The organism is Lewinella sp. 4G2 (assembly GCF_001625015.1).
Lineage (GTDB): Bacteria > Bacteroidota > Bacteroidia > Chitinophagales > Saprospiraceae > Neolewinella.
Genome location: NZ_LVWJ02000014.1, coordinates 327,936 through 349,812, shown reverse-complemented (window position 1 = coordinate 349,812; position 21,877 = coordinate 327,936). Strand labels below are relative to the sequence as shown.

Sequence of the window (21,877 nt, the reverse complement as noted above, 5' to 3'; positions counted from 1 at the left end):
TTTGGCTATCTTTGGGGGCGGTAAGTCGCCGGTTCTCACCTTAAATGCCAGGTTTGAATTCACGCTTGCCAGTGGGTGCACGATCCGGAACATCCGGTGCGTTTACTACACAAGTCCAATGCCTCCGGTGTTACGGCTTGCGAAACGGGGCCCCGGCCCCAACCGAAAGAATACGCCTCTTTTCGAAGAGCTGAGATAAATATTCCCGTGGTTCTTACGCTCAAAAGGGCGCTGCCGCGGGTGCAGAGAAATAGGGAACGGGTACCGCCAAGTACGGGGCCGCCACCTGAGTACCCGTATTCAATTCGGAAGTTCGTGGGCTACGTCAACGCTGGAAGCTACGTAACGAGCTCCATGCAATTCTCTAACCTCCTACATACGCCTCCCGCGCTGGACCAACTTCGCCAAATGGCGGCGGCGGACCGGTTGCCGCACGCGAACATCATCCAGGCGCCGCCGGGTGGGGGAGGGCTGGCGGCGGCCATCTCGGTCGCCAACCTCCTGCTGTGTGAGGATCGGCAGGGAGCGAACCAGGACACGAGTTGCCTGAAGTGCCGGGCCTGCCGCAAGACGGGCAAGTTCATCCATCCGGACTTTCACTTCGCCTTTCCCACCATCGGTTCCAAGATGGTGAGCGATAATTTTCTACCCCAGTGGCGGGAGTCCCTCGCGGAAACGCCGTACCAGGAAGCCAACGACTGGCTCCAACGCATCGGTGCCGAAAATAAACAGGGCAACCTTTCGCGCGACGACTGTGCGGCCATCATCCGCAAGCTCAACCTGAAGATCTTTGAGGGGCGGTATAAGATCATGCTGATCTGGCTCCCCGAGTACCTCGGCAACGAAGGCAACCGCCTGCTCAAAATGATCGAGGAGCCGCCGGAGAATACGGTATTCCTCCTCGTGAGTGAACGGGTGGAACTCATCCTGAATACCATCCTCAGCCGCTGTCAACTCACCAAGTTGACGGCACCAAGCACGGAGGCCATCGCTGCGGGGCTCCGTAGTACGGGCGTCGCTCCCAACCAAGCGGCGAACGCCTCCCGGTTGGCGGACGGCAACTATAACCTGGCCCTCCAGATCGCCAACTCCGGCGCTGCGGCCCACGATGATCGTCTGCTCACCTGGGTCCGCACCTGCTACGGTGGCAGCGCCTCCAAACTCGTCGCCTGGACGGAAGCTTTCGCCAAGATCGGCCGGGAGAACCAGAAGCACTTCCTGCGTTACGCCATCCACTTCTGGCGGGAATTCCTGATGATCTCCGTCATTGGAGAAGGGTACGAGGCCCGCCTACCGGAGAAAGAAGTTACGGCCGCAAAAAAACTAAGCAAGCTGGTCTCCCCCGATCAGGTTGAAACTATAGCTACCATCATTAGCGAATGTACCGAGTACGTCGAAAGGAACGCGAATCCAAAGATTCTCTTTCTGGATGCGGGCATTCGTATTCACCAAGCATTACGAGTTGCGAGTTGAGAGTAGCGAGTAGTCAAGTACTACCGCAAAACTCGCAACTCGCAACTTGCGACTCAATTACTTAAAATGGCATGTGCATCATGCGGAACCGGTAAGAACGAAGACGGCACCCCCAAGGGCTGCGGCTCGAAGGGCGCCTGCAATACCGGAGCCTGCAATAAACGAAGCGCCTACGACTGGTTGGCGGATCTGGGTATTGACGACCCCTACGCGGAAAGCATCGTCGAGGTGTCCTTCAACGAAGGCACCACCCAGTGCTTCTGCTTCGCCCCCGCGGAATTGGAACTCGCCACGGGTGATAACGTCGTCGTGGAAGATGACAAGGGTTACAACGTGGGCCGGATCACGCTGAGCGGCGACCTCGTCCGCCTGCAGATGAAGAAAAAGAAAACGAAGGAAAGTGGCGTAAACCTCAGCATCATCCGCCGCGCCAACGAGCGTGACCTGGAGAAGATGCTGGAGTTCCGCGAGATGCAAAAGGAGACGCTCGTCAAAGCCCGCGCCATCGCCCGGCAGAACCACGTCAAGATGAAAGTCTCCGACGTAGAGTACCGGGGCGACGGTAAGAAGATCACCATTTACTACACTTCGGACGACCGGGTGGATTTCCGCCACATCGTGCGGGCTTATTCCCATCAGTTCCGGGTGAAAGTCGAGATGCGGCAGATCGGCCCCCGCCAGGAGACGGCCCGCCTCGGTGGAATCGGCACCTGTGGCCGCGAGCTGTGTTGTTCTACGTGGCTGAGTGACTTTAGCGCCGTCAATACTTCGGCGGCCCGGTACCAGAACCTGGCCATCAACAACGCTAAGCTTTCCGGACAGTGCGGCCGCCTCAAGTGCTGCCTCAACTACGAGTTGGATACCTACATGGAAGCCCTCGAGGCCTTCCCTAAGCGCGCGGACAAGATCAAGACCCACGCCGGCCTGGCCATCCTGATCAAGACGGACATCTTCAAGCAGATCATGTACTACACGTACAAGGACAATCGCGGTCTGCTGTACCCCATCCCGGTAGAGAAGGTGCACGAGATGCAGGCCATGAATAAGGCGGGCAACCTGCCGGCGGATCTCCAGTCCGCTCAGTTGGTAGTGGAGGAGCCAGACGACGTATTTGGCTACGAGGACGTAACCGGCGCCATCGAACTCCCCGCCGAAAAGCGGAAGAAGCGGCGGAAGAAAAAATCCGGCAAACCAGGCAGTGGTGGCGCTTCGGGGCGCAGCGGCCGGTCCTCACGGTCCCGGAGCAAATCAAGTGCTGGTGGTGGAGACGCTTCCGCTAAGAAATCCGAAGGTGGATCGGGCGAAAAGGCAGCTGCTACCGGTGATAAACCACGGAGTAGCCGCTCCAAACGCCGGCCCCAACGGAACAAGCCCAAAGGTTCAGAGAACACTTCTAGCAATAGTCCTCAGACTAACGCCCCTAAAGCATCATCCGGAAACGGAGATGGTGGCAGTACGGGCCGCAAGAAGCGTACGCCGCGGAAGAAGAAGTAAGGGACTGCGAGGTAGTGTTTATCTTGGGTAAGGGATGTAGGCTAGCTAGCCAACTATTCCTACTGTCACACCGTCTACTGTGTCCACTTAATTGCTCCTAACCACCATGTTCCTCACCCCGATTTTGATGGCCGCTACGACGCTGGCCGCACTGTTGATCGGTGGGTTGCATTTTGCCAAACGATCCGGAGACCGCAGGGCTAACTTTTTGTACGGGACCTTACTGCTGACGGGCGGTTTCACCCAGCTCCACTTCCTATTGGACTTTACAGGTCAGTTCGAGGCACATCCGGAATGGAAATACCTCCCCATCTACTTCAGCCTGTGGTTGCCCGTGCTGCTCTTCAGTTACGTGAAGATCAGTCTGTTCCCGGCGTACCAATTTCGGTGGACGGACCTCAAGCACCTGTCCCTCCCCATCGGACAAACGATCTATTTCATTGCGATCTGGCTCTGGCCAGCCCTCCGGCACGAGGAGGGGAGGTACTTCTATAATCCGTTCTACGGAGGCTTGGAGCAGGCACTTTTCCTGATGGGGTGGCCACTGTACGTCTTGTTCTCCGTTATGTACCTGCGTCAGCGCCGAAAGAGGATGAACAAGCGGAGCCTTCCCCGGCTGCTGTGGTACCTGAGGAAACTACTGAAGGGCGTCGTTTTCTTCATGGTCGCTTACACCGTGCTTTCGCTAGCGGATTTCTTTGCTTACAAATACAATTGGGCGGATATGCGGAGTCAGTTCTGGTACGCGGACGCGCAAGCGCTCTCCTTCACCACCCTGTTGCTGTGGCTCTGCGTGTACGGTGGACAACTACTGGTGTGGGGGCGGAAGTTACTGATGGCTCGTTAGCAAATTATGCCGGATTGGTGCGAAGACGCTCAGTCGTTCTTCACCGGCTCCATGGCCTTAAGTAACTTATCTACCGGGATGGTAGCGAAGCGGGCGGCTTCGTCGGAGATGCCGTAGGGAATCACAAGCTCATCATTATGGATCAGGCTGCCACAGGAGTACACTACGTTGGGGACGTAGCCCTCCCGCTCGTCTTCGGCCGGAGATAGCAATGGCTCGGCTAGGCGACGCAGGACGATGGTGGGGTCATCCAGATCAAGGAGCATGGCCCCCAGGCAGTACCGCCGCATGGGGCCGACGCCGTGGGTGACGACCAACCACCCTTCGTCGGTTTCAATGGGGGAACCACAGTTGCCGATCTGGTAGAGTTGCCAGTCGTGGATGGGTTTGGTGAGCAACTGAGCATCATCCCAAACTTGTAGCTTGTCGCTTTGGATGATGTAGTTATTAATGCCATCAATACGGCAGAGAGCGTAGTATTTGCCATGGATCTTCCGGGGGAAGATGGCGTGGTTCTTATTCACCGCCGCCTCCCCGTAGATAGGTCGGATGATGAAGTCATAGAAATCCTCCGTCTCAATGAGCATGGGGCGGATCTGGCTTCCGTTGTACGCCGTGTAGGTGCCGTAGTAGCACATGGAACCATCGTCGCGGGTGAATTCCGTGAAGCGGGCGTCTTCCATTCCCCGCATTTCGAAGTCGATCATGGGGTAGAGGACGCGTTCGCTGAGGTCCGTATCCAGACTGAAGCGGACTTCGTAGTACGCGTCGGCGACGGTCATTAAGAGGGTCAATTCGTCGCGGTCGGCGCTGTCTTCGGGAAATTCGTTCCAGAGTTTCCAGTAGTGTTCGTAGAGTTCCCGGTGGTTGAAGTTGTCGGGCAGGCCGTCCATCAGTTTGCCGAGCATTTCTTCGCCGACGTTGGCATCACGGCGGGTCTTCTCCGCAAAGTCACTCTTCTCGTACGTGCAGTACTGTACCTGTTTGGCGAGACCAACAAAGCGGCTGGTGGCCTCCGCCCGTGGCTCGTTATCCGGGCCCAGAATAATGTTGCGAAACACTACGCTGGAAACGTGGCCTTCCCCCACCGCCCGCATACTCATGACCATGCGGAGCTCCCCAGATTGGAGATCAGTTTGGTCCCGAGCACGTACGACGCTGGGGTTGAAAAATGCGGCGGATTCGATGCTGTATTCGTGGGTGAAAAAGGCTCCGATGAGCGCCTTACATTCATCACTGGCAGCCATGACTTCCTCGCGCTTTTCGGGGACGCGCTCAAGGGCAGCCTCCACATGGCGGCGGAAAATCTCGTTGATGTTCCGGTGGCGACCGGCGAAACCCCGGAGCGTCTTCATCAATTGGTCGTGTACGGTGGCCTCATCCATTTCCAGGACGCGAGTCATCAGTTGTCGGGCGCGGTGTTCGTCGGCCCAGAAGAAGCGGCCAATCACTCGGGTGGGGTCGCCGTAGAGGCGAAGGTCTTTGCGGTCGACGGCTACTTGCATAGGTTACTAACGGTTCAGGTCGTAAGTGGTAAGGTGAATTTTTCTTGTAGAAAAGTACTGACTTTAATCTTGTTACCGACTCAGAAACGGATGGTCACGCATGACGGAATCATCGAATCCCTCATCGCCAAAACCATCGTACTGGCGAGCGGCCGTGGCCGAAACCAGCGTCGGTGCATCGTACTGCGTTTTCTTCGGTGCGGACGGAATGCTTTCCACCCAAGCCGGAGCAAAACCGTTGAGCATCTTCTTGAGCGTCCCTCGTTTCGATTTGCTGAACGTTGGCCGCGGAATAGGTAGTTGCTGTATCGCCAACGTAGCAATGAGGTAGGCCAAGAGGCTCTCCGCCCCCTGGTTTTTGTTTGGCCCCGTTGCGGTAAGGCCATCGTAACAGCCCCCCGTTTTGGAGCAATACATTTTCACCGCCAGATCGTTGTTGCCGTGGAACCAGCCGTAGACGGTGCGGGCCAACTTTTCGTCCTTATCCATACGCCCTTGAGCGTAGGCATCCAGGTAAAGCAGCGTGTCGGCCATCACCTCCAGTGGCTGTTGGTCGAATTGCTGCGGTGCTTCCCCCCGGTGACAAACGGCGTGGCAACCCACGGGCCGGGGGATGTTACCCAGGATCGTCCGCTGCACGAGGAAGTCCGTAGTGGATTCAGCTACGGACTGGACGGCGTTCTTCGGCAAAATCCGCAGCGACCGGTAAAGCGCCAATGGCATTAGGCCATTATCGTAAGTGAGGTAGGGTTCGAACCAATCCCAGTCATCGTAGCGGCTGTCACGGTGGTGATCGAGCAGGCGATTGACGCTGCGGTCGAGCAGGTTCCGCAGGTTCTCGTCATCGTGCTCGCCCAGGTATTCGCTCAGAGCAATGATGCCGTAGCTGAGGGTGCGGGGGCTCGTCCGCCGGTCTAAGTGGCCAATGGCGCGGATGAAACACTCCTGCGCCAGGGCGGTCAGGTCTTCGCGGATGTTGGCGGTAATGCAAGCAGCCAATCCCCAGAGGGCGCGGCCGTAGCTGTCTTCACTTCCCTGATCGTCGAGGAACTCGCGGCCGTAGGACATGAAGTTGCTGAACGTGCCATCCTCGTGCTGGGCGTGGAAGATATAGCTTAGGTAAGTCTCGGAGAGCTCAGTCAGTATTTTCCGTTCCGCTTTCGGGAAGCGGCCCGTGGAGAGGGCCATCGAAGTGAAGAGTAGGGCGCGTCCGTTGTCGTCCAGGCAGTACCCTTCGTGGCGGTTGGGGGTCGCGTACTTAGCGTGTTGGATAATGCCGCAGTCGTCGGTCATCCGTAGAAGGTGATCCAATTTGATTTTCGGTACGAGGCTGGTGGAGCGGTTGCGTGATGAGCGTTCGTAGGCCATCTGGGCGTCGGCGAAGGCTTTGATGTACTCGGCACCGATCTTGGGCCAGAACAACCGGTCTCCGTAGGCCAGGGCCTTGGCTCGAATATCCTGCAATACATCGGGCTTGCCCAACAACTCCTTTACTTCGCACGCCAACGCGTCTGAATCGTGGAACGGGAAGAGTCTCCCCCGCCCATCGGCTAGAAGTTCGGTCGCGTGCCAGAACGGCGTACTCACCACCGCCGCACCCGCGCCAACGGCATAGGCTAACGTGCCGCTGCAAATTTGTGCTTCGTTGGGGTAAGGGATGACGTAGAGATCGGTCGCCCGCAGGCATTCGAAGAGGTACTGTTCGGACGCAAATTCGCTGATCATGTGGAGGTTGTCCTTCACGCCCAGTTCGTCGGCCAGTTCGTGGAGCCACTCGCGGTATTCCTCCCCGTGCTCACGCACCACGTTGGGGTGGGTTTTGCCCAGCACGACGTAAAGTGTCTCGGGATGCTCAGCGACGATGGCCGGCAGGGAGCGGATAACCGTCTCAATACCCTTGCCCCGGCCCAGCAGCCCGAAAGTGAAGAGTACGCGGCGGCGGGCCCAACCGAAGCGCTCGCGCAGTTCTTCCCGGGGTGCCGTTTCGATAACGGGGACGCCGTGCTCGATGACCTGGATCCGGTTGGCGGGGCAGGAACAGACGTCGATTAAAAACGTCTTGGCCATCCGGGACATGACGACCATCACCCCGGCCCGTACGCAGAGGCGGCGCATGACGGAGCACTGCCCCTCGCTGGGGTTCTTGAGCACCGTATGGCAAGTGACCATGAGGGGAATGCGGAGGCGATCGACCAGATCCAACAAGTAGTTACCATCAGGGCCACCGAAAATGCCGTATTCGTGCTGCACGATCAGGAGGTCAAAGCCGCCCGTGTTGAGGTAGTCGGCGACGTGACCGTAAGCGGCTCTTTCGTCGCGGGGCAAGATGGTGCCTACTTCTTTTGGGTAGTGGTGGTGCTGGCCGGCGTCTTCGATGGCGATGATTTCAGCGTAATCCGCAATCTCTTCGGTGGTGAGATTACTCAAGATCGCCCGGGCCAGGCTGTTGGTAAACGTGGCGATGCCGCACGCCTTGGGCGGGTAGTTCCCGAGAATGGCAATTTTCATGGATAGTTTGTGTCGAATGCTGGGTAAGGAACACGGAAAGCGGAGCAAAAGTCCCAGGGCCATAAAAATGGACCGTACCAAAAGCAACTACGATTTTACTACTACTGTTCGGGCGTAGCTACTGTTAGGTAGCGCTCCCAAACGGCTGCAGGGGCTTGATCTTTCAGGGAGGCTAGTGCTTATGCGTGGGGTAAGGTGTTTGCGTAAGTTGAAATAATTCACCCACGTGTTTACCCCCTCGGGACGAAGGAAATGGCATTGATTGAGCGCACATTTTATCACTCCGCTAACGCCCGTCTTAACGCTTCCACAAGAGCCTTCTTCCCTGCGGCTTCGTTACAAGGGCACATTCACTAACGGCTCCGTGGTTTTGCCATTCCGCCATAAAATGAACGACCCATGCGTACCCTCTTCTCCCTCCTCGCCTTTTTGTGCTTCACGGTGGCGGTTTCCGCCCAAACGAGCGTCGGTATACGCGGCGCCTACGGCACTTCCTCGCTGCGTACGGATAGCGACCTCGACCTCATCAGCGATCAGTTGGATAACACGTCCACACTCTCCGCCGGGCTTTACGTGGAGCATGCTTTTACCGAGGTCTTCAGCCTGCGCTCCGGGGTAGAGATCAATCGCCGGGGAACTTCTTTGGCGCTGACGCAGGATGCCGAGATTTTTGGGATGAACGTAGGATTTGGCGCCCGGGCAAAGACCCGCTTTACTTACGTGGACGTACCGGTTTTGGCGCAAGTGCATCTCCCCACGAATAGTGCCGTAACCCCCTACGCTTTCGGTGGTGCCAGCTTAGGCTACGCGACCGCCGGCAATATCCGGACGACCGCCACCGCCCTGGTAGAATTCAACCTGATGACGACGGACATCAACCTCGATGCCATCAACTACGAACGTTTCCACGTGGCTGCGATGGGCGGCGTCGGGGTGAAGGCGAAAGCCGGTGAAAACCTCACCTTTTTCGTGGAGGGCCGCTTCGAGCAAAGCCTCACCCAGCCCTACGACGTACCGATCGTGACGGCGCGGACGGGCTTCAAAGGGGTACAAGTTGGGGGTGGGGTAGCGGTGACGTTTTAGCCAAGGCTCCCGAAATTTATAGCTTGGAATGGCCATCTCCTTTGGGGGTGGCCATTCGTATTGAGATTGGATCAGGAGTTAAAGGGGCCCGGAGAAATAGCGTATCTTCCAGGCACACCTGACTTTTCACCACAAAACACCTATCAACAATGAAGAAATATACCCTATTGCTCCTCCTATTCATCGCCACCCTTAACCTGACCGCGCAAAGCACTAATGAAGCCAGCGTGGAGGGCGATGCGCTTGCCTTTGAGCTGGTGGACATGGACGGTAACGTCGTCTCCTCCGAGAACACCAGGGGCAAAGTGGTCGTCCTGAACTTCTGGTTCATCGGCTGCAAACCCTGCCTGGAGGAGATCCCGGAGATCAACGCGGTGTACGAATCCTACCGGGATAACCCGGACGTCATTTTCGCATCCATCGGAACGGATAGTGCTGCCAAGATCACGAAGAATCGCACTAAGTACAACATTCAGTATCCGGTAGTAGCGGATGGGCGAGCGGTCTGCCAGCAGTTTGGCGTGGAAGGCTTTCCAACGAACATGGTCATCGACCGGGAAGGGAACTACGAACTCAACTTCACGGGTGGTTTTGCCAAAATTGGCAAGGTGATCGACAAGGCGATAGCCAGAGCCTTGAAGTAGGACCCAGCTGGAACTGCAAGTGGATTCAGTGTCAGGCCATTGATTGGCGGGGGTGCATTATCTTGAGGCTACCTTATTAACACACGCACTCAGAATTTCATGCTAAGATTTCTTGCCTACCTCCTGGTAGCGGTGGCCCTGTCTTCCTGCCACGTTACGCGCTTCGCCACCCGCAACTTTGCCAATATCACCGATCATAAGATCTTCCCCTACACCGAGGTGGAGACTGGGGAGCAAACCATGCCCTTCCCCGTAAGCCAACGTGAGGGGCTGCTGGATTCGCTCACCATTACCCAGAAGGGCGTAAATCGTAACCTCACGGAATACCTCGACGAGAGTACCTCAACGGTGTCCTTCATCGTCATTCAGCACGACAGCATCGTCTACGAAGAATACTTTGAGGGCTACGAGCCCCAGGATATATCCACCGTCTTCTCCGTTTCCAAATCGGTAACCTCGTTGCTGACCGGCATTGCGGTGGACGAAGGCGCCATCGAAGACATCAATGACCCCGTAACAAAGTACGTCCCGGAATTTTTGGAAGGTGACCCCCTATTCCAGCAATTGACGATCCGCCACCTGCTAGATATGCGTTCTGGGCTGAAGTACAAGGAATCTTACAGCAGCCCCTTCGCCGATATGGCCCACCTTTACTACGGGACCAACCAACTGAAGCAACTGACCAAACTGAAATTCGCCCACCCGCCGGGTACGTACCACCAGTACCAATCCGGTACGACGGCCATCATCGGGATCATCATTGAGCGGGCTACCGGCGTGCCTCTGGGCAAATACCTCGAGCAAAAGGTGTGGCAGCCAATGGGGATGGAATTCCCCGCCACCTGGAGTTTGGACGACAAACGCCACCGGTCCGCCAAATCCTATTCCGGCCTCAACACTACGGCGCGGGACCTCGCAAAGATTGGCCAACTCTATCTCAACGGCGGTACCTGGCACGGACGGCGGATCATTTCAGAAGACTGGGTCAGAAAATCCGTCACGCCAGACCTGAGTAATGATGCCTACCAGTTTCAGTGGTACGGTTTCTCGGAGACGATCAAGACAGCTGATGGAAATACCCGCTACTTTGCGGACTCCACGGCGGCGGCTTCGGCCCTCGTCGCGGAGCCGGAATTGGCTGGTGCCAAAGTGTTGGCTTCCGTCCGGTACCCTGGCCAGTATTACCTCGAACGCCCGGGGGAAGCCTTTTTCGCCATGGGCATCCTATCTCAGTACATCTACGTGGACCCCAAGACGAACGTGGTCATCGTCCGCCAGGGCCGCAAGTGGGATGGGGGTTGGCGTAGTTTGTTTGGGGCGATTAGTAAGCGTTTGGGGGAGTGATAATTCAGGGTAGGCCTGATAAATAGGGCTACTATTCTCATTAGTTTGGGCGCATTATGAAAAAACTTCTGGCTAAAGAACTCGGTAGGATTGCTCCGGAGACAACTTCAAGTACGATTTTTGGCAGATACTCAATGAGATTTGAGTTGGGCGGTGCGGAAAACACGGATAGTAGAATCAGAATTGAGCAAGCGACCGCCCGGGCAATGGCTATATATACCCATGCCCTCCATGGAGAATCAGTCATTTTACTGATTGAGGAATGGGATTCATCCTGGCTGAAAAGCGGGAAAGACAATCATCAACTCAATCTAATCAATGTACTAGATCATCAACGGCTAAAACGCTTCGAGGGGCCCTTTGACCAAACCTATTACGAACAGGACCAAGCCGGGAATAAGATTGAGCGTCTGGAAAAGGACGGGCTGAAATGCGATTTGTCTCTCGGTCGGGTTCAACTACCTCTGGAGTCTGCTAGCAAAATTATTCGTGGCATTATAGCGACAGAGATGGGCGGGGTGCCTTATATCACTCAACGTATTTATTTCTATTCACCGGAAAAACAAACCGGAATGCTGGTGTACGATGACCGAGGCTGCGACGTATGGGCTGATGATCTTGATATCCTTCGCCCAACGTACGAGAAATTCAACGATTGGATTTTGGCGTACAACCGCGTTGAGGTGGAAGAGATGTTTGGCCAGTGAGTACCCATACTCTAACCTAAACCAAATACCCCACTCCACCTTATTACCTTCGCTAGCCCACTCCCCCCGCACCCGCGGCAGCGCCACGAACCTCCCCGCCCCTTTTGACCGACCACCAAAAAACCGAACTCACCCACCTGCGCCACCTCGTCCAATTGGAACGGGAAGAAGAGCGGAAGCTCCACCTCGAAGTCATCCAGGCGATGCCGCTCGTGAAGCGGGTGCAGAAGGGGTACAGTTGGTACCCGCTGCAAATCAGCGAAAGTGGTTACGGGATCGGCGGCCGGCCCACCGTCACCCTCACGCGGGAGGGGGAGGAGAGCCACCAATTTCGCGCCGGCACCAGCGTCAACCTGTTCACCACCCAGCCGCTGGCGAACGGGCCGCAGCGCGCCGGCGTCATCAAGTACGTGAAGAAGAACCGGATGAAGATCATCCTCGGTGGCGAAGACCTACCCGACTGGCTCGGGGCCGGCGGCGTCGGGGTGGACCTGATGTTCGACGAGCGGACCTACGTGGAAATGGACCGCGCCCTCCAAACCCTAGAACAAGCCGAAAACGGGCGGGTGAAGGAACTACGCGACGTCATCATGGGCGCCCGAACCCCCGAATACCGTCCCATCACCCTCGCCGATGCGGGCCACCTCACCGCCCTTAACGATAGCCAGCGCGCCGCCGTCGCCCACGCCCTCGGCGCCGAACACCTGGGCCTCATCCACGGGCCACCGGGGACGGGCAAAACGACGACCCTCGTCGCCGTCGTGGAAGAGCTCGTCAAGACGGAAGACCGCGTCCTTTTCTGTACCCCGAGCAATTCCGCCGCCGATCTGGTCACGATGCGCCTGGCGGATCGGGGCCTCCGCGTCGTCCGCACCGGCAACATCAGCCGGGTGGAGGAGGAGGTGATGCGCCACACCCTCGACGTCCAGATCGCCGAGCACCCGGATACCGGCCAGGTAAAGAAACTGCGCAAGGAAGCCGCCGACCTCCGCAAGAAAGCCGGCAAGGCAAAGGGCCGCGAAAAAGGTATCTACTACCGCGACGCCGGCCGTCTCAACGGTTGGGCCAAGCAACTGGAAGACCGGACGCTCGACCACACCCTCGAGACTACCCAGGTCGTCGTCTGTACCCTCGTCGGTTCGGCGGCGTCCATCCTCAGCGGCCATAAATTCAGGACGTGTATCGTCGACGAAGCCGCCCAGGCCCTCGAGCCGGCGACGTGGATTCCCATCCTGAAGGCCAGCCGCGTCATTCTGGCGGGGGATCCATTTCAGCTGCCGCCAACCGTCAAGAATAAACGGGCGGATAAGGAAGGATTCAGCGTCACGCTCCTCGAAAAGTGCCTCGTGGCGGATATCGCCGCAAAGGCTGGTCTCCCTCCGGAGTGCAACCGGGCGGAAGACCTTGAAAACGTTCTGCTCGAGGTGCAGTACCGTATGAACGAGCCCATCATGGGCTACTCCAACGAATACTTCTACGGTGGCCAGCTTAAAGCTGCGGACCTCGTCGCGCGCCGCACCCTGCCAAGCGTTCCCCTCGCCGAGGCGGTGGTATTTATCGACACGGCGGGTACGGGGTTTGAGGAAAAGCTCCACCCGCAGTTCAAAAGCCGGTACAACGACGGCGAACTCAACATCCTCATCGAGCACCTGCTCGACCTCCGCCAGGAGATCCCCTACGACGTGCCGCTGCCCACCGTTGCCATCATCAGCCCCTACCGCGAGCAGGTCGTCCGGGCCGATGAGATGGTCGCCGGGGAGGGGCGGCTACGCGATTTCAGCATCACGATCAACACCGTTGACGGTTTCCAGGGGCGGGAGCGGGACGTCGTTTACGTCAGCCTCGTCCGGTCCAACGGCCGTAGCGAGATCGGTTTTCTCAGCGATTACCGGCGGATGAACGTGGCCCTCACGCGGGCCAAAAAGTACCTGATCGTTATTGGCGACAGCGCCACGGTCGGCAACGACGCCTTCTTTTCTGGCTTCCTCAACTATGTCGAAAAGCACGGACGTTATCAGACGGCCTGGGAATTCATGCGCTAGCCGTTAACCCAAATCCAGGTCATTCATTAAAACTGACTCCCGACGTAACCCGGGGCGGGCCCACGCGTTAATGTGTTGGTTCTCAACCCCAAACTCGTTTAATGGCCCGCGCTTCCCGCTTTCGTTTCACGCTCGTGCTCCTCGTGCTGGCCGTCCTCGTTTCCGGTTATGCGGGCTGCGACTGGCGGTCCGGTTTGCGAAAGGTCGGTACGTTTTTCGAGAAGACCATTGGCCCGAAAACGGCCCGGGAGCGCTACGCGAAGGAGTTGGGCGCTGACGCAGGTGCGAAGTTAGTGGGGTGGGAACGGGCCTACGCGAACGCCGATACCCAACGGCTAAAGATCCAGCTCCCTCACCGGGAGATCTTCCAGCTGGATACGACGGTGGACTACTCCGCCCAGGCACTGCACTTTACTTTGAAGGCCGGCCGCATCCTCCGCATCGAAGGGACGGCGGAGGGCGGTACCGTCTTCGGAGAGCTGTACAAAACTGATCCATCCGGCCGTCGCTACGGTCGCCCCATCGCCACCTGGAAGCCCGACCGGCTCAAGTTGGAATACGAACCGTGGGGGCGGTCCGAGAACCTCGTCTTTTTGCTTCAGTCCTCCCTTGGCACCCGCGTCAGCGCCCAAGTTAGTCTGGCCTCGGAAGCGGCCCTGCTCTTCCCGGTGGCGGGGAAGGACGAGACGGCGATCAAGAGTTTCTGGGGTGCCTCGCGCGACGGTGGCCGCCGCAGCCATAAGGGCAACGATATTTTTGCGGATAAGGGAACCCCCCTCCTCGCCGTAGCCGATGGCCGCATCTTCAAGGTGGCGAATGGCGGCCTGGGCGGTAAAACCGTGTGGCTCTACGACAACGAACGCGAACAGAGCTACTACTACGCCCACCTCGACGAACAGTGGGTCCGCCGCGGGCAGTACGTGCAGCGGGGGGATAGCCTGGGTACAGTGGGCAACACCGGCAACGCCCGGACGACGCCGCCCCACCTCCACTTCGGCGTGTACGCGGATGGCCCCTACGATCCCTATTCGCTGCTGCAACGCGACGATCCGCTACCCCCCGGCCCGATCTACGACCTGGAACCCGGGCAATCCTCCAAACGCGTACCCCTGAGCGGCAACCATTACCTCCGCGAAAGCCCGGAACGCAAGGGCACCGTCCTCCGACAACTCAACAACGGCGAACCGGTGACGGCGCTGGCGGTGACGGGGAAATTCTACCGGGTGGTGACTGGGCGGGGGGAGTTTGGGTATGTGAATTTTGATTGAGGGAATGGGATAATCACAACGAAAACGAGGGGAAGCATCCCCTCGCTACGGTAGACGCCCCTCCGGGACTGGCGGTGTTGGTCGTTTGCGCTCCCAAATCAGGAAGCCTAGCACCAAAACATACTCCACCGCCACGACCCAGAGTAATTCGCGGTAGGGGACCGTCGTGTAGCTCACGTAGGTGAAGGTGATGAGGAAACTCCAGACCAGGGGGAAGCGCCAACGGGTGAAACAACAGAGTGCAATGGGAACGCTTAGGTACCAGGGGTGAACGGTCGTGGCGCACAGGAGGTAAATGGTGAAGGCCCAGAGCCAACCGACGGGGAGATCCTTCCACGAAGACCGGCCGTCCAGCAGGGCGAGGACGAGGATGGCGACGGCGGCAAATTTGGCAAGCGCCGGCCCGATCGTGCTGATGAGGTTCCAGCCAACGACGCCGTAACCGATTTCCCGGGCGAGGTAGTAAATACTGGCGTTGAACTCGAATTTTCGGAAATACAGATCCAAGCTGCTACCGAAGCCATCCAGGAAACCAGCCGCCAGCAATGGAGCGAAGAGGAGTAATAACGCGGCCCCGAAAACGATGGAAAAGACCCAGAAAGGTCTACCCCAAAGTCGGCGGATGAGGTAGGGCAGGAGCAGCAGGGGTAGCAGCTTGCTCGCCACCGAAGCCGCCATGGCCAGTCCGGCCCGAACCCACCTGCGTTGCGTCAGACAGTAGAGGGCGAGCAGCAGAAAAAAGACCATCGCCCCCTCAAAGTGCAGGTTGCCGGTGATCTCAATGATAATGAGCGGATTGAGCCAGTAAAACAGCAGGTTGGTGATCGGGAACCCTGAAAAAGTAGTGCGGAATAGGCGGTGGAGTACCCATAAACTTCCCAGCTCACAAGCGAAGAGGAACAACTTCATCACCACCGCCGCCCAGTAGTGACTACCGGGGCTGATCCAGGTCGCCAGGGTGAAGATGGCCTGGGCTACCGGCGGGTAAATGGTGAAGTATTCCGGAGAATTCAATTTCCCGTACAGCTCCGGCGTAAGGCCGGGTACCTCGTTGCCCGCCTCCAGGTAGAAAGCGGGGATTTTCGCGAAGGGGTTCTGGCCGTCGTTGATCAACAGCCCGTCCCAAATGAAGCGGTAGACATCATCACTCAGCAGCGGAAAGGCAAAGACGAGCGCGAGGCGCAGGCCAATCCCTAAAATAATGGCCAACCGCAAAGTCTTTTCCTCCGCGTACTTCACCAGCGCGGCGTACCCGGCGAATGCGACCGTGAAGGCGGTGATGAGCTCGTAGAAGTTGGTCCGGTCCACCCCAAAACCCAGGTACAGAATACCAAGGGATAGCAACAGGGGAGGGAGGATCTTTTTCACGGGGTGGCAAGTTAGTGGCTATTCCCAATGGCTTACTTGCCGTAAACCTGTTTCGCCACCGCCGCCGCTACGTTTTGCCCGTCCATCGCTGCACTCAGGATGCCACCAGCAAAACCGGCTCCTTCCCCACAGGGATAAAGCGCGGGCAGGTCCGGGTGGTGAAAGCTTTTCCGGTCGCGGGGAATGCGGACGGGGCTGGACGTTCGGCTTTCCGTACCAATGACGTTGGCTTCCTCAGTATAGTAGCCTTTCATCTTACGGCCAAAATCCTTGACGCCCTGCTGGAGGCGGGAGTAGATGCTTTTGGGCAACAGCTCATCCATCTTCGCAGCGTGGAGACCGGGGATGTAGCTCGTATCCGGCAGGGTGCTGGAGACTTTACCGTTCACGAAATCCGTCAACCGTGCGGCGGGGGCCGCCTGGTCGCCCGAACCGGCGTTGAACATCGTCTGCTCCACGTGTTGCTGGAGGGCCAGCCCGGCAAAGACGCCGTGCTCTTTGAAAGGCTGAAGGTCTTCCAGCTCAACAGCCACCACCGTGCCGGAATTGGCGTAGGGGCTATCCCGACGGGAAAGGCTCATCCCGTTCACGACCAACTCCCCCGGAGCCGTAGCGGCGGGGACGACCAAACCGCCGGGGCACATGCAAAAGCTGAAGACGCCCCTTTCCTTGACCTGGGTGACCAGCTTGTAACTGCTGGCCGGTAAGTTCTCCTCCCGCTCCCGCTGCCCGTACTGGATCTGGTCGATCAGAGGTTGGGGGTGCTCGATCCGGACGCCCAGTGCAAAGGGCTTCGCCTCCAGGCGGATGGCGTGGCGGTGGAGCAAATCGTAAACGTCTCGCGCCGAATGGCCGGTGGCGAGGATGTAGGCGTCGGTTTCCAGGCGGTAGGTCTCCCCGTGCTCGTCCTGGATGGAAAGGGCTTGCAGGTCGGTATCCGTCCGCTCAATGTCGACCAATTTGTGGCCGAAGCGGATCTCTCCACCGCGGTCAAGAATGGTCTGCCGCATATTGGCGACCACCTTGGGTAGCTTGTTGGAGCCGATGTGCGGGTGGGCGTCGATGAGGATGTCCGACTGGGCCCCGTGTTCGGCGAGGAGGTGGAGGGCCTTGAGGTAGTTCCCCCGCTTGAGGCTACGGGTGTACAGTTTGCCGTCGGAATAGGTGCCGGCCCCGCCTTCCCCGAAACAGTAGTTGGAATCAGGATCGACTTCCCCAAATTGCTGGATGGCCCGGAGGGAGCGCCGGCGTGCCTGAACGTCCTTCCCCCGCTCAATGATAATGGGCTTGAGTCCCCGCTCGATGAGTTCCAGCGCCGCAAACATCCCGGCCGGCCCGCAACCGATGATGGTGACGGCGGGCTGGTCGGCCACGTCCCGAAAGTTGGCGGAGTAGGGGGATTCCGGTGTGGTCTCCTCGCCGGGGGCCAGTACGTTGACCCGGAGGCGAAAGACGGGGCGGCGGCCCCGTGCATCGATGCTCCGGCGGTCCACTTCCACGGTTCCGATTTGTTCCGCCCGCAGTGGCGTCTGTTGGCTGATGGCGCGGCGGAGGGCCACCTCATCGTGGAGATCGGGTGGGGGAAGCTTTACTTCTACGGTTTGGAGGGGCATGGGGCAAAGATAGGGAGGACCCCGCCGGAGATACAGTCGTCGAACGATTCACCAGCAATAAGGCGCAGCCGTTTGCTGAAATCGTCCGACGACTTGGGGCTACTTTGATTTGCGGCGGTAGGTGTTTTCGCCAGGGGCATCTTCAGGTTGGCTGCGCCAACTCTTCAGCTGGCCCTGGCTACTCAAGGCGGCCCTTCGGGACGCTTATTCTGCAGCGAACAATGAGTTACTTCGATTTGCGGCGGTAGGTGTTGTTGCCAGCATCCGCGAAATCTTCGGGCATATAGAGGACGATGATGACGTTCTCGGTGGTCTGAGCGCCATCGCCATTGACCTGCCGGCGTTCCTTGTCTCGGCTGACGAGGGCGAGCCGGTCACCGGTTTGCTTCGGCTCCAGGTCGTAGCGTTGCTTCTCCTTGAAAAATTTGAGGATGAAGGGCTTGCCACCGATCAGTTTGACGCTGGTTTCGATGAGAATGTCATCGCCGGGCCAGGTCTTGACCTCGAAGTTGTCATTAGCGTACACGTCCAAACTCACCTGGTTGATGGAGTCGAGATCGATGGTTTTGTGGAAGATGTCCGCGGGGTCCTGTGCAAAGGACGCAGCGCTGGTGGCCAGGATAGCCAGGATGAAGAAAAAACGCATATCAAGTTGTTGTTCGTGGGATCAAAAGCTCAGGCTGGGGAGAAGTGTGTAGCAAAGTAACGGTCTCTGCCTGGTTGATGTTGCCCACCCCACATCTCAACGCGTGTCTCCCGATCCCGGTAGGGATCACCAAGATAGACCGGGATCAGACTTGGCCGAAGGCCAAGGAAAGATCCCGGCCGAAGGGCAAAGGAAGGTCGGCATTAGGCAAAATTTCGACAAAGCTCAACGCATGTCAATCCGCCAAATATCAGATACGACCTACCGAAACTCCGGCTTCAAAATATCACGAAACACCTTTTTCACCTTCTCCACCTTAGGCTTACTGACGTTAGTCACGTAACCCCAGTTCGGGTTGGAATCATCCTCGTAGTAATCCTGGTGGTACCCTTCGGCTACCCAGAATTTGATGGGGTCCTCAATCGTGGTCGCAATCGGCTTGTCGAACTTGCCACTTTCGTTGAGGGCCTTGATCTTGGCTTCGGCCAGTTGGCGCTGGGTATCGTTCAGGGGGAAGATGGCGCTGCGGTACTGCGTCCCTACATCCGGCCCCTGGCGATTGAGTTGCGTAGGGTCGTGGGCGACGAAGAAGACGTCCAGGATGGTGGAATAATCAATCACCGCCGGGTCATAGTAGACCACGATGGCTTCCGCCTGCTCCGTTTGGCCGGAAGCCACTTGCCGGTAGGTAGGATTGGTTTCGGGCCCACCCGCGTAGCCACTCCAGACGTCCGCAACGCCCTGGATGCGGTCCAGGCTGGCTTCGGTACACCAGAAACAGCCACCGGCGAGGTAAGCTTTCTCCATGCCAGGGTACTTCGCGTCGAGCTCCTCAATGGTGAAGTCGCCGGCCAGTTCGGGTTGGCTGCTGCGGTTGGTGGCGGTGGTGCTGGTTTCGGTGGTGGTTCCTTTATTCGTAGTAGCGGACTTGGAGGAGTCGCAAGCGGTCAGGCTCAGTGCCAACGCTAAGGATAGGAAGATGATCTGGATACCTTTCATGGTTTGTATTTACGCTATCCTAACGCAAAACATTGCGACGAGGTTAGCCCAAACCCAGATTTGGCTTACTGGCGACGGTAACGCCCCTGTATTTCAAAATAACCAGAAACGCAGCAATCTCCTATGAGCGGTAGCCGAGCAAAGCGAGAGTAATAGCGGCAGCAAATCAGTCCTCACTTATCGAGACTCGAGACTCGAGAATCCTACAATCCTTTCCGAACCCCCAACTGCAACCCAGCCAACCAGTAACTTTCCGAAATCCGCGCACCGGGGCGGGTGAAGCTGCCCGGGTAGTGCTTAAAGAAGGGTTCCAACACCAGTACGAACGGATCCTTCTTGCCAATGGCGTAAGTCGTCGTCAGGGAAGTCATGTAACCTACGCCGGTGTAACTGCGGTAGTTCCCGTCGTCGCTCAGGGAAAGAGGCTCCGGGGAGTCCGGGTCGAGGAAATTGCCCTGTACGGCCGTCGTCAGGTTGAAGACCGGGCCGGCGTTGAGGGATACGTTGAAGCGCTTACCCGGTAGGGTTAATCCAGCCAGCAACGGTACCTCGAGCATCCGGATGTGGTTGTTTTTCTTCGTCAGTTGCAGCGTGCCGTTGACGACCTCCTCAAAATCGAATTGGTTGCGGATGTCAACGTAGGTCAGGCCGCCGGTCAGCGTTACCCGGTCCGTCAGTTTGTAGCTCTGGCGGAGGGTGACCTGGAAGCTGATCTCCGGAAATTCTGAGTTTTCCCGCGCGGAAAGCAACTGGCGGTCGCTGGCATCCGTCGCGCTGAGGTTCTGGTTAGCGTAGGCGGCGCCAAAAAGCATTTCGGTCTGCGTCCGGTGGCGGGGCGCCCGGCTGAAGGAGGGGGCGGTGCTGCGTTGCTGGCGGTACTTTCCTTTTGTGAAGTCCGGGAGGATGGTAGTTGCTTCGTTAAGCTGGCTGACGGCTCCGGCGTTGCGGGTGGGGATCATGGCTGCCGCGGCGAGGGTGGACGTCGTCCTTTCGCCAGTCAGGATCACTTCATCGGTGGCAGCGCCTGCCGTGCTTTTAATTTCCGTTGGGGTGGCGGCGGTGCCGTCCGTCAAGTCCGTTGCGATTGGGTTGGATACTTGCGTATCCGCGTTGCCCCCTTCCCATTTCTCCGCCCCTGCGTTGAGCGCCCCAAAATTGGAAGCTTCGTTGGTGGTGGACGGTGTCGTAACGCTAGCTGCACTTGCGGTGGCCGGCGGAACTACGTTATTCGACCGAGCGATATCGGCATCGTCGGTTGTTGCCACTACGCCTTCATCACTCGGGATGGCTGGTATTTCTGATTCTTCAATCTTGTTGTCCTCAGGCTGAGTATTCACGTCATCACCCAGGAGGTACAAGCCAGCGGAAAGGAGGAGCAGCAGCGCCAGAGCTGCGGCAGCGTAAAATGCCCGGCGGCGCGGCAAGGCACGGGCGGCGGCGATACGGTCCCACATCCCGATGGGCACGGGGGCTTCCCGGTCGCGCAGGGCATCGGCGAAGAGGCCGTCAAAGGCTTCCCCGGTGGGCGCGGCGGGCTTGGCTGCCTGAATTTTTTTCCACAGATCGGTGGGGACTTCACCTTTGCGGCCCGCGAGGCCATCCCGAAAAAGATCGTCGATGTGCTTCATATGGCTACTTTTTGGCGGCGCTCGATCTCGGCCTGCAGGACTTTTCGTGCTTTGAGTAATTGGCTGCGCGAGCTGGCTTCCTGGATGCCGAGCATTTTCCCGATCTCCTTATGGCTGTAGCCCTCGATGGCGTAAAGGTTAAAGACAACCCGGTAACCGTCCGGCAAATTCTGGACGAGGGCAAGCAATTCCTGCTCCCCAAGATCGGCGTAGGCGGTGGGCGAACCACCCCGTTCGGCGATGTTCTCGAGGCCGGATTGCTCCATCTGGAAGCGTTTGCGCTGGTAGGTTTTCAGCGCTACGTTGACCGTCAGGCGGCGGGCCCAGCCGGCAAAACTGCCCTGGAAACCGTATTTCGGTAGTTTCTCAAAGAGGCGGATGAAGGCATCCTGCAGGACGTCCTCGGCCTCGGCCTGGGTACGGCAATAGCGTTGGCACACCCCCATCAGGGCGGGGGCGTAGCGTTCGAAGAGCAGGCGGGACGCCCGTTCATCACCCCGGAGGGCACCTTCGATCAACTCTTTTTCTTTCATGCTCAGCATGGGCTAGCGGTCGGCTTTGGGTGGTAGACACCCCGGCGCGCCGCCGCGTGGCCTCGTTAGTAAAGATAATTCCCGCCACAGTATTGCCCGGGGCGTGCATTCAGTGTTGTTGCTCCCTAAAGAATCCAGGCACCCCGTTAAAGTCGTGGCCAGTGCGTAAATTGGA

General features: G+C 58.1%; 17 protein-coding genes. 9 read left to right on the top strand and 8 right to left on the bottom strand.

Translation table 11 applies throughout. From position 1 onward, the window contains the following. Positions 1-354 precede the first annotated feature (354 nt). The 3 genes from A3850_RS03125 to A3850_RS03115 all read left to right on the top strand — a co-directional run bounded on the left by A3850_RS03125 (position 355) and on the right by A3850_RS03115 (position 3,814). Positions 355-1,473 carry a hypothetical protein gene (locus A3850_RS03125; RefSeq protein WP_068219366.1) on the top strand — a complete coding sequence of 373 codons (1,119 nt, stop codon included), beginning with the start codon at positions 355-357 and terminating at the stop codon, positions 1,471-1,473. A gap of 66 nt (positions 1,474-1,539) precedes the next feature. Further along, positions 1,540-2,967, top strand: coding sequence for a regulatory iron-sulfur-containing complex subunit RicT (locus A3850_RS03120; protein ID WP_068214108.1), 1,428 nt, complete (start codon positions 1,540-1,542; stop codon positions 2,965-2,967). A gap of 106 nt (positions 2,968-3,073) precedes the next feature. Further along, positions 3,074-3,814, top strand: coding sequence for a hypothetical protein (locus tag A3850_RS03115; RefSeq protein WP_068214106.1), 741 nt, complete (start codon positions 3,074-3,076; stop codon positions 3,812-3,814). A 29-nt stretch (positions 3,815-3,843) separates the two neighbouring features. Here the strand turns inward: A3850_RS03115 and A3850_RS03110 are convergent, their stop codons facing one another. Further along, entirely contained in the window at positions 3,844-5,319 is a 1,476-nt protein-coding gene (locus tag A3850_RS03110) for a glycoside hydrolase family 130 protein (RefSeq protein WP_068214104.1), read from the bottom strand. 72 nt (positions 5,320-5,391) lie between these two features. Next, entirely contained in the window at positions 5,392-7,827 is a 2,436-nt protein-coding gene (locus A3850_RS03105) for a glycosyltransferase (RefSeq protein ID WP_068214101.1), read from the bottom strand. 399 nt (positions 7,828-8,226) lie between these two features. On the opposite strand from A3850_RS03105, the gene A3850_RS03100 reads away from it, so the two are divergent. From A3850_RS03100 to A3850_RS03075, 6 genes are all read left to right on the top strand, one after another. Then, the gene (locus A3850_RS03100; RefSeq protein ID WP_068214099.1) at positions 8,227-8,910 is read left to right on the top strand and encodes a porin family protein; all 684 of its coding nucleotides are present in this window, start codon (positions 8,227-8,229) and stop codon (positions 8,908-8,910) included. 149 nt (positions 8,911-9,059) lie between these two features. Further along, the gene (locus A3850_RS03095; protein ID WP_068214097.1) at positions 9,060-9,554 is read left to right on the top strand and encodes a peroxiredoxin; all 495 of its coding nucleotides are present in this window, start codon (positions 9,060-9,062) and stop codon (positions 9,552-9,554) included. Positions 9,555-9,653: 99 nt separating this feature from the next. Next, complete coding sequence (locus A3850_RS03090; RefSeq protein ID WP_068214095.1) at positions 9,654-10,898, top strand: serine hydrolase; 1,245 nt, start codon at positions 9,654-9,656, stop codon at positions 10,896-10,898. 56 nt (positions 10,899-10,954) lie between these two features. Then, positions 10,955-11,605 (top strand): DUF3885 domain-containing protein, encoded by a 651-nt coding sequence (locus A3850_RS03085; protein WP_068214093.1) that lies wholly within the window; start codon positions 10,955-10,957, stop codon positions 11,603-11,605. 104 nt (positions 11,606-11,709) lie between these two features. Further along, a complete protein-coding gene (locus A3850_RS03080; RefSeq protein ID WP_068214091.1) occupies positions 11,710-13,647 on the top strand; it encodes an AAA domain-containing protein in 1,938 nt (645 codons plus the stop codon). Between the two features lie 101 nt (positions 13,648-13,748). Further along, positions 13,749-14,915: a M23 family metallopeptidase gene (locus A3850_RS03075; protein WP_068214090.1), complete on the top strand. Its 1,167-nt coding sequence runs from the start codon at positions 13,749-13,751 to the stop codon at positions 14,913-14,915. Positions 14,916-14,960: 45 nt separating this feature from the next. Here A3850_RS03075 and A3850_RS03070 read toward each other — a convergent pair whose 3' ends face one another. From A3850_RS03070 to A3850_RS03045, 6 genes are all read right to left on the bottom strand, one after another. After that, positions 14,961-16,283 (bottom strand): glycosyltransferase 87 family protein, encoded by a 1,323-nt coding sequence (locus A3850_RS03070; RefSeq protein WP_068214088.1) that lies wholly within the window; start codon positions 16,281-16,283, stop codon positions 14,961-14,963. A 32-nt stretch (positions 16,284-16,315) separates the two neighbouring features. Then, positions 16,316-17,896 carry an NAD(P)/FAD-dependent oxidoreductase gene (locus A3850_RS03065; protein WP_068214087.1) on the bottom strand — a complete coding sequence of 527 codons (1,581 nt, stop codon included), beginning with the start codon at positions 17,894-17,896 and terminating at the stop codon, positions 16,316-16,318. A gap of 226 nt (positions 17,897-18,122) precedes the next feature. Beyond that, on the bottom strand, positions 18,123-18,542 hold the full coding sequence (locus tag A3850_RS03060; RefSeq protein ID WP_068214084.1) for a hypothetical protein: 420 nt from the start codon (positions 18,540-18,542) through the stop codon (positions 18,123-18,125). Positions 18,543-18,803: 261 nt separating this feature from the next. Further along, the gene (msrA, locus tag A3850_RS03055) at positions 18,804-19,541 is read right to left on the bottom strand and encodes a peptide-methionine (S)-S-oxide reductase MsrA (protein ID WP_068214082.1); all 738 of its coding nucleotides are present in this window, start codon (positions 19,539-19,541) and stop codon (positions 18,804-18,806) included. Positions 19,542-19,744: 203 nt separating this feature from the next. Then, the gene (locus tag A3850_RS03050) at positions 19,745-21,169 is read right to left on the bottom strand and encodes a hypothetical protein (protein ID WP_068214079.1); all 1,425 of its coding nucleotides are present in this window, start codon (positions 21,167-21,169) and stop codon (positions 19,745-19,747) included. Further along, a complete protein-coding gene (locus A3850_RS03045) occupies positions 21,166-21,702 on the bottom strand; it encodes an RNA polymerase sigma factor (RefSeq protein ID WP_068219360.1) in 537 nt (178 codons plus the stop codon). The genes A3850_RS03050 and A3850_RS03045 overlap by 4 nt, the downstream gene beginning before the upstream one ends. Positions 21,703-21,877 lie beyond the last annotated feature (175 nt).

Bases quoted from the DNA above. Each gene is read 5' to 3' on its own strand.
- A3850_RS03125 (WP_068219366.1), top strand. From the start codon at position 355: ATGCAATTCTCTAACCTCCTACATACGCCTCCCGCGCTGGACCAACTT.
- A3850_RS03120 (WP_068214108.1), top strand. From the start codon at position 1,540: ATGGCATGTGCATCATGCGGAACCGGTAAGAACGAAGACGGCACCCCC.
- A3850_RS03115 (WP_068214106.1), top strand. From the start codon at position 3,074: ATGTTCCTCACCCCGATTTTGATGGCCGCTACGACGCTGGCCGCACTG.
- A3850_RS03110 (WP_068214104.1), bottom strand. From the start codon at position 5,319: ATGCAAGTAGCCGTCGACCGCAAAGACCTTCGCCTCTACGGCGACCCC.
- A3850_RS03105 (WP_068214101.1), bottom strand. From the start codon at position 7,827: ATGAAAATTGCCATTCTCGGGAACTACCCGCCCAAGGCGTGCGGCATC.
- A3850_RS03100 (WP_068214099.1), top strand. From the start codon at position 8,227: ATGCGTACCCTCTTCTCCCTCCTCGCCTTTTTGTGCTTCACGGTGGCG.
- A3850_RS03095 (WP_068214097.1), top strand. From the start codon at position 9,060: ATGAAGAAATATACCCTATTGCTCCTCCTATTCATCGCCACCCTTAAC.
- A3850_RS03090 (WP_068214095.1), top strand. From the start codon at position 9,654: ATGCTAAGATTTCTTGCCTACCTCCTGGTAGCGGTGGCCCTGTCTTCC.
- A3850_RS03085 (WP_068214093.1), top strand. From the start codon at position 10,955: ATGAAAAAACTTCTGGCTAAAGAACTCGGTAGGATTGCTCCGGAGACA.
- A3850_RS03075 (WP_068214090.1), top strand. From the start codon at position 13,749: ATGGCCCGCGCTTCCCGCTTTCGTTTCACGCTCGTGCTCCTCGTGCTG.
- A3850_RS03065 (WP_068214087.1), bottom strand. From the start codon at position 17,896: ATGCCCCTCCAAACCGTAGAAGTAAAGCTTCCCCCACCCGATCTCCAC.
- A3850_RS03060 (WP_068214084.1), bottom strand. From the start codon at position 18,542: ATGCGTTTTTTCTTCATCCTGGCTATCCTGGCCACCAGCGCTGCGTCC.
- msrA (WP_068214082.1), bottom strand. From the start codon at position 19,541: ATGAAAGGTATCCAGATCATCTTCCTATCCTTAGCGTTGGCACTGAGC.
- A3850_RS03050 (WP_068214079.1), bottom strand. From the start codon at position 21,169: ATGAAGCACATCGACGATCTTTTTCGGGATGGCCTCGCGGGCCGCAAA.
- A3850_RS03045 (WP_068219360.1), bottom strand. From the start codon at position 21,702: ATGAAAGAAAAAGAGTTGATCGAAGGTGCCCTCCGGGGTGATGAACGG.